The sequence below is a fragment of the Streptomyces sp. NPDC051740 genome, from assembly GCF_044453165.1.
Classification (GTDB): Bacteria; Actinomycetota; Actinomycetes; order Streptomycetales; family Streptomycetaceae; genus Streptomyces; species Streptomyces atrovirens.
This window is the reverse complement of sequence record NZ_JBITCL010000012.1, coordinates 142,655-158,220: the sequence shown is the minus strand read 5'-3', so window position 1 is coordinate 158,220 and position 15,566 is coordinate 142,655. Positions and strand designations below refer to the sequence as shown.

At 70.9% G+C, this 15,566-nt stretch carries 9 protein-coding genes; 7 read left to right on the top strand and 2 right to left on the bottom strand.

What is annotated here, in order from left to right; all coding sequences use genetic code 11:
• The first annotated feature begins 1 nt into the window (after position 1).
• From ACIA6T_RS21400 to ACIA6T_RS21370, 7 genes are all read left to right on the top strand, one after another.
• Positions 2–1,273 carry an extracellular solute-binding protein gene (locus tag ACIA6T_RS21400; protein ID WP_399448045.1) on the top strand — a complete coding sequence of 424 codons (1,272 nt, stop codon included), beginning with the start codon at positions 2–4 and terminating at the stop codon, positions 1,271–1,273.
• A gap of 97 nt (positions 1,274–1,370) precedes the next feature.
• Positions 1,371–2,375 (top strand): carbohydrate ABC transporter permease, encoded by a 1,005-nt coding sequence (locus ACIA6T_RS21395; protein WP_399448044.1) that lies wholly within the window; start codon positions 1,371–1,373, stop codon positions 2,373–2,375.
• A gap of 13 nt (positions 2,376–2,388) precedes the next feature.
• The gene (locus ACIA6T_RS21390; protein WP_399448043.1) at positions 2,389–3,300 is read left to right on the top strand and encodes a sugar ABC transporter permease; all 912 of its coding nucleotides are present in this window, start codon (positions 2,389–2,391) and stop codon (positions 3,298–3,300) included.
• Between the two features lie 229 nt (positions 3,301–3,529).
• Positions 3,530–5,275, top strand: coding sequence for a glycoside hydrolase family 13 protein (locus ACIA6T_RS21385; protein ID WP_399448042.1), 1,746 nt, complete (start codon positions 3,530–3,532; stop codon positions 5,273–5,275).
• A gap of 165 nt (positions 5,276–5,440) precedes the next feature.
• Entirely contained in the window at positions 5,441–6,814 is a 1,374-nt protein-coding gene (locus tag ACIA6T_RS21380) for an alpha-amylase family protein (RefSeq protein ID WP_399448041.1), read from the top strand.
• 208 nt (positions 6,815–7,022) lie between these two features.
• On the top strand, positions 7,023–12,434 hold the full coding sequence (gene pulA, locus ACIA6T_RS21375) for a pullulanase-type alpha-1,6-glucosidase (protein WP_399448040.1): 5,412 nt from the start codon (positions 7,023–7,025) through the stop codon (positions 12,432–12,434).
• A 55-nt stretch (positions 12,435–12,489) separates the two neighbouring features.
• Positions 12,490–12,846, top strand: a complete 357-nt coding sequence (locus tag ACIA6T_RS21370) for a 5-carboxymethyl-2-hydroxymuconate Delta-isomerase (protein WP_399448039.1) — start codon at positions 12,490–12,492, stop codon at positions 12,844–12,846.
• A 5-nt stretch (positions 12,847–12,851) separates the two neighbouring features.
• On the opposite strand, the gene ACIA6T_RS21365 is transcribed toward ACIA6T_RS21370, so the two are convergent.
• Positions 12,852–13,574 carry a TetR/AcrR family transcriptional regulator gene (locus ACIA6T_RS21365; protein WP_399448038.1) on the bottom strand — a complete coding sequence of 241 codons (723 nt, stop codon included), beginning with the start codon at positions 13,572–13,574 and terminating at the stop codon, positions 12,852–12,854.
• Positions 13,575–13,638: 64 nt separating this feature from the next.
• Complete coding sequence (locus tag ACIA6T_RS21360; protein WP_399448037.1) at positions 13,639–15,528, bottom strand: hypothetical protein; 1,890 nt, start codon at positions 15,526–15,528, stop codon at positions 13,639–13,641.
• Positions 15,529–15,566: the final 38 nt, after the last annotated feature.

Here is a 15,566-nt window from a genome sequence, read left to right as displayed (position 1 = left end):
CATGCGGCGTGGCATAGCGGCCACCGCGCTGGTGGCGTCCCTCGCCCTCGCGGCGACGGCCTGCGGCGGAGACAGCGACAGCGGCGACTCGGCCGGCGGCACGACCACCATCACCTGGTGGGACACCTCCAACGCGACCAACGAGGCGCCGACGTACAAGGCCCTGGTCAAGGAGTTCGAGGCCGCCAACAAGGACATCAAGGTCGAGTACGTCAACGTCCCCTTCGACCAGGCGCAGAACAAGTTCGACACCGCCGCCGGCGCGTCGGGCGCCCCCGACGTGCTGCGCTCCGAGGTCGGCTGGACCCCCGCCTTCGCCAAGAAGGGCTTCTTCCTGCCGCTGGACGGCACCGACGCCCTCGCCGAGCAGGACAAGTTCAAGTCCAACCTGATCGAGCAGGCCAAGTACGAGGGCAAGACCTACGGCGTCCCGCTGGTCACCGACACCCTCGCCTTCGTCTACAACAAGGCCCTGTTCGAGAAGGCCGGCGTCGAGGCCCCCAAGACCTGGGACGACCTGAAGAAGGCCGCCGCCACCATCAAGGCCGAGACCGGCGTCGACGGCTACTGGGGCTCCACCGCCGGCTACTACGCCCAGCCGTTCCTGTACGGCGAGGGCACCGACACCGTCGACGCCGACGCCAAGAAGGTCACCGTCAAGTCGGCCGAGGCCCAGAAGGCGTACGGCACCTGGCTGGACCTCTTCGACGGCAAGGGCCTGCACAAGGCCGACGTCACCGCCGACGCCTACGCGCACATCCAGGACGCGTTCGTCAACGGCAAGGTCGCCTCGATCATCCAGGGCCCGTGGGAGATCACCAACTTCTACAAGGGCTCCGCGTTCAAGGACAGGAACAACCTCGGCATCGTCACCGTCCCGGCCGGCTCCACCGGCAAGGCGGGCGCCCCGACCGGCGGCCACAACCTCTCCGTCTACGCCGGCTCCAGCAAGGACAAGCAGGCCGCCGCGCTGAAGTTCGTGAACTTCATGACCTCGGCCAAGGCGCAGGAGACCATCGCGCTGAAGAACTCCACGCTGCCCACCCGCGACGACGCCTACACCGACAAGGTCAAGGCCGACCCGGGCATCGCCGGCTACCAGACGGTCCTCTCCGCCGCCCAGCCGCGCCCGGCCCTGCCCGAGTACAGCTCCCTGTGGGGTCCGCTGGACGACGAGCTGCCGCAGATCGCGAGCGGCAAGGAGTCCCTGGACAAGGGCCTCGGTGACGCGGAGACCGCGATCGCCAAGCTGGTGCCGGACTTCAGCAAGTAACGCCCGTGTGGCCGCCGGACCCGCTTCCAGGAGGGGAGGGTCCGGCGGCCGCCGGCCTGTGTGCCGTACCCCTTGACCATCCAGAAGGTGCCGAACCATGACAGTCGCCATCGACCGCGCGACCGGCAAGCGCCGCGGTGACCGCGCGCCCCGCCCCGGGCCGGTCAGCCGCCTGAAGCGCGGATACCAGAAGCACTGGTACGCCTACGCCATGATCGCGCCGGTGGCGCTGGTGCTCGGCGTCATCGTGCTGTACCCCCTGGCATACGGGCTCTACCTCACGCTCACCGACGCCGACAGCCTGAACTCGGCCCGCACCATCGGCGTCAACGAGATCGAGGCCACCTACAAGTTCATCGGCATCGACAACTACGCCGACATCCTGTGGGGCGAGACGGCCTACGACCGCTTCTGGTCCAAGTTCATCTGGACGATCGTGTGGACGGCCGCCTGTGTCGCCCTGCACTACGGCATCGGCCTGGGCCTGGCCCTGCTGCTCAACCAGAAGCTGCGCGGCCGCACCCTCTACCGGCTGGTCCTGATCCTGCCGTGGGCCGTGCCGACCTTCGTCACCGTCTTCGGCTGGCGCTTCATGCTCGCCGACGCCGGCATCATCAACACCGCCCTGGACTCCCTCGGCCTGCCGACCCCGGCGTGGCTGGAGGACACCTTCTGGCAGCGCGTCGCCGCCATCATGGTCAACACCTGGTGCGGTGTGCCGTTCATGATGATCTCCCTGCTCGGCGGCCTGCAGTCCATCGACGCCAGCCTGTACGAGGCGGCCGAGATGGACGGCGCGAACGCCTGGCAGCGGTTCCGCCACGTCACCCTGCCCGGCCTGCGCTCGGTCAGCTCCACCGTGGTCCTGCTCGGCGTCATCTGGACCTTCAACCAGTTCGCCGTCATCTTCCTGCTGTTCGGCAACACCGCCCCGGAGGCACAGATCCTCGTGACCTGGGCCTACCAGCTCGGCTTCGGACAGCAGCCGCGCGAGTTCGCCGAGTCCGCGGCCTACGGCATGCTGCTGCTGGCCATCCTCGTCGTCTTCACCTCCTTCTACCGCCGCTGGCTGAACCGCAATGAGCAGCAGCTCGCGATCTGAGGCAGGAGTCCCCATGAGCACATCCACCGTCACCACCACTGCTCCGGCGGACCGGCCCGCCGACGGGACGATCCCGCCCCGCCCGTCCCGCCGGCGCGGCGAGAGCGGCCTCCTGGGCCGCCTCACCACGCACGGCGTGCTGACCGTGGCCGGCCTGATCGCGCTGTTCCCGGTCGCCTGGCTGGTCTTCCTGTCCCTCGGCCCCGACAAGGACGACTATCTGCGTCCCGGCGGCATCTGGGGCAAGATGACGCTGGACAACTACACGTTCGTCCTCCAGAACACGAACTTCTTCGACTGGCTGAAGAGCTCGCTGATCGTCTCGCTCGGCACCACGTTCATCGGTGTCCTGGTCGCCGCCACCACCGGCTACGCGGTCTCCCGTATGCGCTTCCCGGGCTACAGGAAGTTCATGTGGGTGCTTCTGCTCACCCAGATGTTCCCCGTGGCCGTCCTGATGGTCCCGATGTACCAGATCCTCTCGGACCTGCGGCTCGTCGACAGTTATCTTGGACTCATCCTCGTCTACTGCTCGACGGCGGTGCCGTACTGCGCCTGGCTGATGAAGGGCTACTTCGACACCATCCCGTTCGAGATCGACGAGGCGGGACGCGTCGACGGGCTGACCCCCTTCGGCACGTTCGCGCGGCTGATCCTGCCGCTCGCCAAGCCCGGGCTGGCGGTCGCCGCGTTCTACAGCTTCATCACCGCGTTCGGCGAGGTCGCCTTCGCCACGACGTTCATGCTCGACGACGAGAAGTACACGCTCGCCGTCGGTCTGCAGAGCTTCGTCAGCGAGCACGACGCACAGCGCAACCTCATGGCCGCCACCGCGGTCCTGATCGCGATACCGGTCTCCGCGTTCTTCTACCTCGTGCAGAAGAACCTGGTCACCGGCCTCACCGCCGGCGGCACGAAGGGGTAATAGCCGTTAGGGGGAACTGCCGTCGTTCGGCTGCCGCGCCGTCGTGGCTTGTCGCGCCCGCGCGGCGGAGCCGCATACCGACGCAGCCCCGCACCCCTGTACGGCGTTGCCCCACCCGGGCCCGAGACGGCCGCGGTGGCCATCCGACCCCGCTGTCACCGCGGCCGCCTCGTCTCCCCGCCGTCCCACCCCCACTCGCTTCCATGCCCGCACTCGCATCAAGGACGACATGAGCCAGCAGCACTCCGCCGCCCCGGCCCCGACCCCCACCACCGACGCGGCCGTCGCCACCGTCACCCGGCGCCGCGACTGGTGGCGGGACGCGGTGATCTACCAGGTGTACCCGCGCAGCTTCGCCGACAGCAACGGCGACGGCATGGGCGACCTGGAAGGCATCCGCTCCCGCCTGCCGTACCTGCGCGACCTCGGCGTGGACGCCGTGTGGCTCAGCCCCTTCTACGCCTCCCCGCAGGCCGACGCCGGCTACGACGTCGCCGACTACCGCGCCGTCGACCCCATGTTCGGCACCCTGCTCGACGCGGACGCGCTGATCCGGGACGCCCACGGCCTCGGCCTCAGGATCATCGTCGACCTGGTCCCGAACCACTCCTCCGACCAGCACGAATGGTTCAAGCGCGCCCTCGCCGAGGGCCCCGGCTCGCCCTCGCGCGACCGCTACCACTTCCGCCCCGGCAAGGGCGCGAACGGCGAGCTGCCGCCCAACGACTGGGAGTCGATCTTCGGCGGCCCCGCCTGGACCCGCGTCACCGAGCCCGACGGCACCCCTGGCGAGTGGTACCTGCACCTGTTCGCCCCCGAGCAGCCCGACTTCAACTGGGAGCACCCGGCCGTCGGCGACGAGTTCCGCTCCATCCTGCGGTTCTGGCTCGACATGGGCGTGGACGGCTTCCGCATCGACGTCGCCCACGGCATGGTGAAGGCCGAAGGCCTGCCGGACCTTGGAAACCACGAGCAGCTCAAGCTTCTGGGCAACGATGTCATGCCGTTCTTCGACCAGGACGGCGTCCACGACATCTACCGCCAGTGGCGGCTCATCCTCGACGAGTACTCCGATGCAATGGGGCCCGAAGAGCCTTCCGCAGAAGGGCGGGGGCGGGAGACGGGCGGGCGCATCTTCGTCGCCGAGGCCTGGACCCCGACCGTCGAGCGCACCGCCAACTACGTCCGCCCCGACGAACTGCACCAGGCGTTCAACTTCCAGTACCTGGGCACCCACTGGGACGCCGAGGAGCTGCGCACGGTCATCGACCGCACCCTGGACGCCATGCGCCCGGTCGGCGCCCCCGCCACCTGGGTGCTCTCCAACCACGACGTCACCCGCCACGCCACCCGCTTCGCCAACCCGGCGGGCCTCGGCACCCAGATCCGCCTCGCCGGCGACCGCGAGCTGGGCCTGCGCCGCGCCCGCGCCGCCACCCTGCTGATGCTGGCGCTGCCCGGTTCGGCGTACGTCTACCAGGGCGAGGAGCTCGGCCTGCCGGACGTCGTCGACCTCCCCGACGAGGTGCGCCAGGACCCGGCGTACTTCCGGGGCGCGGGCCAGGACGGCTTCCGCGACGGCTGCCGCGTCCCGATCCCGTGGACGCGCGAGGGGTCCTCGTACGGCTTCGGCGACGGCGGAAGCTGGCTGCCGCAGCCGGCCGGCTGGGGTGAGCTGAGCGTCGAGGCGCAGGCCGGCGCGCCCGGCTCGACCCTGGAGCTGTACCGCTCCGCGCTCGCCGTCCGCCGGGACCAGGCCGACCTGGGCGCCGGCGACGCGGTGGAGTGGCTGCGCGCCCCCGAGGGCGTCCTCGCCTTCCGGCGCGGGGAGTTCGTGTGCGTCGCCAACACCACGGGGGAGTCGGTGACCACCCCGTCGTACGGCCGTGTCCTGCTCGCCAGCGGTGAGGTGGAGGAGACGGCCGGCGAGGCGAAGGTGCCCGCCGACACGACCGTGTGGTGGACCACGGGCTGAGGTCCGGCTCGCGACTTTTTCATTGAAGTCGGTACGGCCCGCTGCCCTTTCGGGCGGCGGGCCTCTAACATCTGCGTTGCCGCAAGGTTGCTGAAGTTTTCTGCAAGAGGCTTCAAGCGATCCGGGCGGTATCCCCACACCCTTCGACGAAGAAGGAAACCCCACATGGCACGCAGGACCCTCGCCGTGGCCGCCGCACTCGCGGCAGCCTCGGTTGTCATGACCCCGACTGGGGCGCAGGCCTCCCCGCCGGGCGGCAAGGACGTCACCGCCGTCCTCTTCGAGTGGAACTTCGCCTCCGTCGCCCGCGAGTGCACCACCACCCTCGGCCCCGCCGGATACGGATACGTCCAGGTCTCCCCGCCCGCCGAGCACATACAGGGCTCGCAGTGGTGGACGTCGTACCAGCCGGTCAGTTACAAGATCGCCGGGCGGCTCGGTGACCGCGCCGCGTTCAAGAGCATGGTCGACACGTGTCACGCGGCCGGCGTGAAGGTCGTCGCCGACACGGTCATCAACCACATGTCCGCGGGCAGCGGCACCGGTACCGGCGGATCGTCGTACACGAAGTACGACTACCCGGGCCTGTACTCCTCGTACGACTTCGACAACTGCACCTCGCAGATCGGCGACTACGGCGACCGCGGGAACGTCCAGAACTGCGAACTGGTCGGTCTCGCCGATCTGGACACGGGGGAGGAGTACGTCCGCAAGACCATCGCCGGGTACATGAACGACCTGCTCTCCCTCGGCGTGGACGGCTTCCGCGTCGACGCCGCCAAGCACATGCCGGCCGCCGACCTCGCCAACATCAAGTCCCGGCTGACCAACCCCTCCGCGTACTGGAAGCAGGAGGTCATCCACGGCGCCGGCGAGGCCGTCCAGCCCACCGAGTACACGGGCAACGGCGACGTCCAGGAGTTCCGGTACGCGTACGACCTCAAGCGGGTCTTCAACAACGAGAACCTCGCCTACCTGAAGAACTACGGCGAGGGCTGGGGCTACATGAACAGCTCCGTCTCCGGCGTCTTCGTCGACAACCACGACACCGAGCGCAACGGCTCCACGCTGTCCTACAAGGACAACGCCACCTACACCCTGGCCAACGTCTTCATGCTGGCCTGGCCCTACGGCGCCCCGGACATCAACTCCGGGTACGAGTTCTCCGACCACGACGCCGGACCGCCGAACGGAGGCCGGGTCGACGCCTGCTGGCAGAGCGGCTGGAAGTGCCAGCACGCCTGGCCGGAGATCAAGTCCATGGTCGCCTTCCGCAACGCCACCCGCGGCCAGGCGGTCACCGACTGGTGGGACAACGGAGGCGACGCCATCGCCTTCGGCCGGGGCGCCAAGGGCTTCGTGGCCGTCAACCACGAGTCCGGCTCCCTGACCCGCACCTACCAGACCTCCCTGGCCGCGGGCACGTACTGCAACGTCCAGAACAACACCACGGTCACCGTGAACGGTTCCGGACAGCTCACCGCCACCCTGGGCTCCCACACGGCCCTCGCGGTGTACGCCGGCAAGTCGTCCTGCTGAACGCGCGCGGGCCGCGCCGCCGTTCACGGGGCGGCGGCGCGGCTCGCGTCCGTGTGCAAGTCCTTACCGTTACTTTCACAACCCTTGCTGTAAAGCTTTCAACGGCGATACGGTCACGCCGACGCTCCGGTGACGTGGCCGAAACAGGCCGTGCCGCGGCGTACGGGGTCGGACCCGAATCGAGCCGTAAGCGCAAGGAGTTCTCGCCTTGATACCCAGATGGCCCGCGCCCCCGGGGCGCCGCACCGCGCGCGGCAGACGTGTCGCCGCCGTCACCGTGGCCGCGCTCGCCGCAGCCCTGGTACAGCCGGTCGCCGCCAGTGCCGCCACCCCGCCCGCGCCCCCCTCGGACGCGAAGCTCGCCGAGTCGCCCGCGCGGCACGACCTGACCCGCGAGCAGTTCTACTTCGTCCTGCCGGACCGTTTCGCCAACGGCGACGCGAAGAACGACCGCGGTGGACTGACCGGTTCGCGCCTCAGCACCGGGTACGACCCCACCGACAAGGGCTTCTACCAGGGCGGCGACCTCAAGGGCCTGACGAAGAGGCTCGACTACATCAAGGGGCTCGGCACCACCGCCATCTGGATGGCGCCCATCTTCAAGAACCAGCCCGTGCAGGGGACGGGGGAGAACGCCTCCGCCGGCTACCACGGTTACTGGATCACCGACTTCACCCAGGTCGACCCGCACTTCGGCACCAACGACGACCTCGAGAAGCTCATCGACAAGGCCCACGACAAGGGCATGAAGGTCTTCTTCGACGTCATCACCAACCACACCGCCGACGTCGTCGACTACGAGGAGAAGTCCTACGGCTACCTCTCCAAGGGCGCCTTCCCGTACCTGACGAAGGAGGGCGAGCCCTTCGACGACGCCGACTACGCCGACGGCTCCCGGAAGTTCCCGCGCGTGGACGCCGGCTCCTTCCCGCGCACCCCGGTCGTGCCCGGGGCGAAGGAGGACCTCAAGGTCCCGTCCTGGCTCAACGACCCGGACATGTACCACAACCGGGGCGACTCCACCTTCGCCGGCGAGTCCGCCGAGTACGGCGACTTCTCCGGCCTCGACGACCTGTGGACCGAGCGTCCCGAGGTCGTCGACGGCATGGAGGAGATCTACCAGCGGTGGGTCGGGGACTTCGACATCGACGGCTTCCGGATCGACACCGTGAAGCACGTCAACATGGAGTTCTGGACCCAGTGGGCCACCGCCCTGGACGCCTACGCGGCCAAGAAGGGCCGGGACGACTTCTTCATGTTCGGCGAGGTGTACTCCGCCGACACGGACATCACCGCCCCGTACGTCACCCGGGGCCGCCTGGACGCCACGCTCGACTTCCCGTTCCAGGAGGCGGCACGGCAGTACGCCTCGCAGGGCGGCAGCGCGAAGAAGCTCGCCTCGGTCTTCGGCGACGACTACAAGTACGCCACCGACAAGGCCAACGCCTACGAGCAGGTCACCTTCCTCGGCAACCACGACATGGGCCGCTTCGGGACGTTCCTGACGCAGGACAACCCGGAGGCGTCCGAGGCGGAGCTGCTGAGGAAGGACATGCTCGCCAACGAGCTGATGTTCCTCAGCCGCGGCAACCCGGTCGTCTACTACGGCGACGAGCAGGGCTTCACCGGCGCCGGCGGCGACAAGGACGCCCGCCAGACCCTGTTCGCCTCGCGTACGGCCGACTACCTCGACGACGACCTGATCGGCACCGACCGCACCCACGCCGAGGACAGCTACGACACGCGAGCACCGCTCTACCGGCAGATCAGTGCTCTCGCGAAGCTGCGCAAGGCCCACCCGGCCCTCACCGACGGCATCCAGCAGGAGCGGTACGCGGCCGACGGCGCGGGCGTCTACGCCTTCTCCCGCACCGGCACCGGCAAGGACACCACCGAGTACGTCGTCGCCTTCAACAACTCCGGCGAGGCCGAGAAGGCCACCTTCGCGACCGGCTCCGCCCGGATGACGTTCAAGGGCCTCTACGGCACCGACGCCACCGTCACCAGCGACGCCGACAAGAAGGTCACCGTCACCGTCCCGGCCGGCTCGGCGATCGTCCTCAAGGCGTCCGGCCCGCTCGCCGGGCCGGCCGCGAAGCCCACGGTCACCCTCGAGGCCCCCGAGGCGGGCGCCACCGGCACCGTCGAGGTCACCGCCGACGTCGAGGGCGGCCGGCTCAACCGGGTCGTCTTCGCCGCCCAGACCGGCAACGGGAAGTGGCGGACCCTCGGCTCCGCCGACCACGCCCCCTACAAGGTCACCCACACCATCGGCGAGGACGTCCCCGCCGGCACCGCCCTGCGCTACAAGGCGGTCGTGATCGACTCGGCCGGCCGCACCGCGAGCGCCCTGGCCGCCTCCGCCACGGGCACCCCGCCCGTCGAGGAGCCGCCCACCGCCGCCTCCCGCGACTACGCGATCGTCCACTACAAGCGCACGGACGGCGACTACGACGACTGGGGCCTGTACGCCTGGGGCGACCTCGCCGACGGCGAGGCCACCGAGTGGCCGAACAGCCATCCCTTCACCGGCCGCGACGCCTACGGCGCCTTCGCCTACGTCAAGCTCAAGCCGGGCGCGTCCGACGTCGGCTTCCTCGTCATCGACAAGGACGGCGACAAGGACGTCGCCACCGACCGCACCATCGACGTCACCCAGCACGGCGAGATCTGGATCGAGCAGGGCAAGGAGGCCGTCACCACCGAACGGCCCGAGTACCCGGCCCAGGACACCACCAAGGCCGTGCTGCACTACAAGCGCGCCGACGGGAACTACGACGGCTGGGGCCTGCACACCTGGACCGGTGCCGCGAACCCCACCGACTGGTCGAACCCCCTGGAGCCGGTGAAGACCGATACCTATGGCGCTGTCTTCGAGGTGCCGCTCACCGAGGGTGCCACCAGCCTCAGCTACATCCTCCACAAGGGCGACGAGAAGGACCTGCCCACCGACCGGTCGCTGGACCTCAAGACCGACGGCCACGAGGTGTGGCTGTTGAACGGCCAGGAGAAGTACCTGCTGCCGCAGCCGGCCGGCTCGGCGGCGGCACTCGACCTGACCACCTCCAAGGCGGTCTGGATCGACCGGGACACCGTCGTCTGGGACGGCTCCGAGGCCGCCGCCTCCACCCAGCTCCTCGCCTCCCGCACCGGCTCCGTCAAGGTGCAGGACGGTGCGCTGACCAGCGACGACGCGCGCTGGCTCCGGCTGACGGAGACGGCCCTCACCGACACCCAGAAGGCGAGGTTCCCGCACCTGAAGGACGGCACCGCCTGGTCCGTCGACCCGCGTGACCGGGACCGGGTGCGCGAGGCCCTGCGCGGCCAGGTCGTCGCCTCCCAGCACGCCGCCAACGGCGCCGTGCTCGCGGCGACCGGCGTGCAGATGGCGGGCGTGCTCGACGACCTCTACGCGGCCGGCGCCACCAAGGCGGACCTCGGCCCGGTGTTCCGCCACGGCCGGCCCACCCTCTCCGTGTGGGCGCCGACCGCGCAGGACGTCTCCCTGGAGATCGGCGACCGCACCGTCCGGATGCGGCGCGACGACGACACCGGCGTCTGGTCCGTCACCGGCCCCCGCTCCTGGGAGGGCGAGGAGTACCGGTACAAGGTGAAGGTGTGGGCGCCCAGCACCCGCGAGATCGTCACCAACGAGGTCACCGACCCCTACTCGGTGGCCCTGACCACCGACTCCGAGCGCAGCCTCGTCGTCGACCTGGCCGACCGGTCCCTGAAGCCGCGTGAGTGGTCGACGTACGACAAGCCGGAGGCCGTGCCGCTCAAGGACGCCCAGATCCAGGAGCTGCACATCCGCGACTTCTCCGTGGCCGACCGCACGGCGGAGAACCCCGGCACCTACCTCGCCTTCACCGACGAGGACAGCGACGGCTCCGAGCACCTGCGTGAGCTGGCCGAGGCCGGCACCTCGTACGTGCACCTGCTGCCCGCGTTCGACATCGCCACCATCCCCGAGGAGAAGTCCGGCCAGGCCACCGTCGACTGCGACCTCGCCTCCTACCCGGCCGACTCCGGCCGGCAGCAGGAGTGCGTGGCGAAGGCCGCCGCCAAGGACGCCTACAACTGGGGCTACGACCCGTACCACTACACGGTCCCCGAGGGCTCCTACGCCACCGACCCGGACGGCACCGAGCGCACGGTCGAGTTCCGGAAGATGGTCAAGGCGCTCAACGAGGACGGCCTGCGGGTCGTGATGGACGTGGTCTACAACCACACCGCCGCGAGCGGCCAGGCGGAGACCTCCGTCCTGGACCGGATCGTCCCCGGCTACTACCAGCGGCTGCTGGCCGACGGCTCGGTCGCCAACAGCACCTGCTGCGCCAACACGGCCACCGAGAACGCCATGATGGGCAAGCTGGTCGTCGACTCGGTCGTCACCTGGGCGAAGGAGTACAAGGTCGACGGGTTCCGCTTCGACCTCATGGGCCACCACCCGAAGGCCAACATCCTCGCCGTCCGCGAGGCCCTCGACGCGCTGACCCCGAAGAAGGACGGCGTCGACGGCAAGAAGATCATCCTGTACGGCGAGGGCTGGAACTTCGGCGAGATCGCCGACGACGCCCGCTTCGTCCAGGCCACGCAGAAGAACATGGCCGGCACCGGCATCGCCACCTTCTCCGACCGGGCCCGTGACGCCGTGCGCGGCGGCGGCCCCTTCGACGAGGACCCCGGCGTGCAGGGCTTCGCCTCCGGCCTCTACACCGACCCCAACTCCTCCGCGGACAATGGCACCGAGGCCGAGCAGAAGGCCCGGCTGCTGCACTACCAGGACCTGATCAAGGTGGGCCTGAGCGGCAACCTCGCCGACTACACCTTCACCGACACCAGCGGCAAGGAGGTCAGGGGCTCCCAGGTCGACTACAACGGCGCCCCCGCCGGATACGCCGCCGCGCCCGGCGACGCCCTCGCCTACGCGGACGCGCACGACAACGAGTCGCTGTTCGACGCGCTCGCCTTCAAGCTGCCGAAGGACACGTCCGCCGACGACCGGGCCCGGATGCAGGTCCTGGCCATGGCGACGGCCACCCTCTCGCAGGGCCCGGCCCTCTCCCAGGCGGGCACCGACCTGCTGCGCTCCAAGTCCCTGGACCGCAACTCCTACGACAGCGGCGACTGGTTCAACGCCATCCACTGGAACTGCGCGGACGGCAACGGCTTCGGCCGCGGTCTGCCGCCGGCCGCCGACAACGAGGCCAAGTGGTCCTATGCCAAGCCCCTGCTGGGCGCGGTGAAGGTCGGCTGCCCGCAGATCGAGGGCACCTCGGCCGCGTACCGGGACCTGCTGAGCATCCGTACGACGGAGAAGGCGTTCTCCCTCGACACGGCCGCGCAGGTGCAGTCCCGGCTCTCCTTCCCGCTGTCCGGGAAGGACGAGACGCCCGGCGTGATCACGATGACCCTCGGTGACCTGGTCGTGGTCTTCAACGCCACGCCGGAGCGGCAGGAGCAGCGCGTCACCGCGCTCGCCGGGACCGGCTACCGGCTGCACCCGGTGCAGGCGGCGGGCGGGGACGCGGTCGTGAAGACCTCGTCGTACGCGAAGGGGTCCGGCACGTTCACCGTCCCGGCGCGCACGGTCGCGGTGTTCACCACCGCCGGCTGACCCCGTGAGGAGCTGCGGCTAGTGTGAGCCCTCCCGACCCAGATCAGGAGGGCTCATGCCGCAGATCACCGTCGACTACTCCGAGCGGCTGGCGGACGGTTTCGACCGGCCCGCCTTCGCGCGGGACCTGCACACCGCCGTGGTGGAGATCGCGGCGGCCAAGCAGCCGGCGTGCAAGACCCGGTTCCGGCGGACCGAGGACGTCGTGGTCGGCCCCGAGACCGAAGGGCACGCCCTCGTGCACGTCCACGTCGCCATGCTGCCCGGCCGCAGCGACGAGACCAAGGCCCGCCTCACCGAGACCGTCCTGGAACTGCTGCGGCAGTACGTGAAGCCGGCCGAGGGCGTGCGGCTGCACGCCTCCGCCGAGGTGCGCGACCTCGACGCCTCGTACCGGAAGTTCGAGGAGTAGGGGCCCTAGGAGGCGGCCAGCGAGATCAGCCGGGTGGCGAGGTCGGTGAACGGCCCGTCGCCCGGCTCGTTCCTGAGCAGGTCGCGCAGCAGTACGGCCAGTTCCTCGTCGCGGGCGGCGGCCACGGCGGCGAGCGCGGCGAAGTCCTGCACCAGCTGCGCCTCCAGCTCGGCGCGCGGGATGCGCCGCCCGTCCAGCCAGATCAGCGCCGTCGACTCGACGAGCGAGATCCAGGACCGCACGACCAGTTCCAGCCGCACCGGCGCCGGGCCCACCACGCCCATGTGCGCCACCATCTGGTCGTACGCGGCCTGCCGCACGGAGTCGATCAGCGCGTTCGTGGCCGAGACCGTGCTCATTGAGCAGGCTCCGCCCGCGGACACCGCCGGGCCGCCGCGCATCAGGGCGGCGAAACCGGGCCCGTGCTCGTCGACGAAGTCGAAGAAGCGGGCCATCACCCGCCGCAGCCGCGACCCCAGCGGGCCCTCCCGCGGCTCCACGAACCGGGACGCCAGGTCCTCCGCCGCACGTCTCAACGCGGCCTCGTACAGGCTGAGTTTGCCGGGGAAGTAGTGGTAGACCAGCGGGCGGGAGATGCCTGCCCGTGACGCTATCTCGTCGATGGAGACCTCGTCGGGGGAACGCCGGCTGAACAGTTCGAGGGCCACGCCGATCAACTGCTGCCGCCGCTCCTCGACTCCCATCCTGCGCCGCACCCCGGTAGTCATACGAACACCTTACCGATCGATTCCGGCCTCGAACGGCCCGGACCGGACGGCGGTGTTCATCCGGCTAGCGCAATCCGTCGACCGACCGCCCGTTCCCGAGCGTGCCCCTGAGGCCGGCGCGGGCTCCGTTCTCCGCGCGGACGGCCAGCAGAGGGCCCCGTGCCGAGCCCTCGACCCCGCCCGTCGCCCTGACGGACGCCAGGTCGCGGCTGCCGGCGGCGAGCAGGTACCAGGTGCCGGACCCGGACTTCCACAGCACCCCGGCGAGCACCCGAGGCTCGCGCTCCCCGCAGGCCGGCGCGGACTCGGCCTTCGCCGCCACCGCCCCGAACCGCCCGCCCGGCGTGTGGAACTGCGCCAGCACCCGCGCCCCGCCGCCCCGCCAGGTCTCCGCCCGTGTGCACACCCACGCCGCCTCCCCGCTCCCGTCGGGCAGCGGCTGCTCGGCGAACGCCCAGGCGTTCACGCTCCGTACGCCCGCCGAGCGCATCGCGCTCAGCGAGCAGGCGTACGGCGCCCAGGTGCGCAGCGCCCCGGCACCGGAGGCCTCACGCGTCGCGCCGGGACGCCCGGCGGTGAGGTGGGCCGGGACCAGTTCGCCGAGGTCGGTCACCAGCCGGGTGCCGGTGCCGTCGGTCAGCCGCAGCACGTTCCAGGAGGCGCACGGCCCCGGCCGGAGGGCGGGACTCGCCAGCGGTGAGGTCACACCGTCGGTGAAGGTGAGGGCCGTCGCCTCCGAGCCGGGCTCGCGCAGGTCCCGCTCGTCCGCCTCACGCACCCAGGGCGCCAGCAGATAACGGACGTTGCCGTCGACGCGGCTCAGCACCACCGCGCCCGACCCGGCCCGGCCGGCGCCGTCGACGCGGGCGAGGTCGAGCACGGCCCCCCGCGTGCCGTCCTCCGGCTCGGCGTACCTGGCGAGGCGCAGACCGTCGTACAGGACCACCACGCGCGCGGTGTCGACCGTCCCCGCGTACAGCAGCCGGGGCGGTCCGGCGGGGCCGCCGGACGGGGTGCCCGGGGTCGCCGACACCCGGACGTTCCTCCCGGGCCGGGCCCAGACGGCGAGGGCGCGGCGCAGCAGGGCCTCGTCGCCGGTGCGGTCGCCGCGCGCCGGCCACACGGAGAAGTCGGTGCGCGCGGAGGTCCTCCACGCGGTGGAGGGGACCCGGGACAGCTTCCCCGGGTCCAGCGCGGCCTGCGCGGCCGGATTGCGCGCGTACGGGGGCGCGGCGGCGCCGTCCGGGCCCCAGCCGTCGCCCGGCAGCCCCAGCAGCGTCCCGCACACCGCCAGCGCCGCCCCGCCGACCAGCGCGGCCTTCACACGCCGTCGGCGGCGCAGCAGATCCGTCGGCCGGGCCTGGAGCACGCAGGGGTCGAACTCGGGGGAGTCGAGCAGCCGGTACGGGTCGGGGATCCGGTCGGCCTCCTCCAGCGCGGCGTCCACGTCGGCGACGCCCGCCGCCGCGAGCACCTCCCGCACGTCCCCGTCCGGGAGCCGCTCCAGACCGCGCAGGGCGTGGGCGGCGCGGGCCGGCCCGGACAGCGCGCTCAGCCGCTGGTCCAGCGCGAGTTCGTCGGCGCCGCCCGAGCGCGGGAACAGCTTCAGCCCCCACGCCTGCGGGAGCGGCGACGGCAGCCGCGCCCCGCGCCCCAGCGCCGTACGCAGCACCTGGAGGCGGAGCAGCGCGTACCCGGGGTCGCCGTCACGGCCGGCCTGCTGGGCGGGGATCAGCGGCGCGGGGGTGCGGCCCCGGGGCAGCGCCCGCTGGACCAGGGAGTGCGCGGTGAGCACCCGCCTGCTCCGGCCCCTGCCGGACGGCAGCACCAGGTAGGCGAGCCGGACGAGCCGCGGATAGTGCTCGACGAGCGCGGCCTCGGCCTGCTCGACGCCCACGACCGGACCGGCCGCGGAGGAGGCGGGGGAGGGCGGGACGACATCCTGTGACTGCACGTCCAGCAGAACGAGCGGACCGGGGGGATGGTCACCGG

Coding starts and splice junctions, on each gene's coding strand:
- ACIA6T_RS21395 (WP_399448044.1), top strand. CDS start 1,371: ATGACAGTCGCCATCGACCGCGCGACCGGCAAGCGCCGCGGTGACCGC.
- ACIA6T_RS21365 (WP_399448038.1), bottom strand. CDS start 13,574: ATGACTACCGGGGTGCGGCGCAGGATGGGAGTCGAGGAGCGGCGGCAG.
- ACIA6T_RS21390 (WP_399448043.1), top strand. CDS start 2,389: ATGAGCACATCCACCGTCACCACCACTGCTCCGGCGGACCGGCCCGCC.
- ACIA6T_RS21385 (WP_399448042.1), top strand. CDS start 3,530: ATGAGCCAGCAGCACTCCGCCGCCCCGGCCCCGACCCCCACCACCGAC.
- ACIA6T_RS21400 (WP_399448045.1), top strand. CDS start 2: ATGCGGCGTGGCATAGCGGCCACCGCGCTGGTGGCGTCCCTCGCCCTC.
- ACIA6T_RS21380 (WP_399448041.1), top strand. CDS start 5,441: ATGGCACGCAGGACCCTCGCCGTGGCCGCCGCACTCGCGGCAGCCTCG.
- ACIA6T_RS21370 (WP_399448039.1), top strand. CDS start 12,490: ATGCCGCAGATCACCGTCGACTACTCCGAGCGGCTGGCGGACGGTTTC.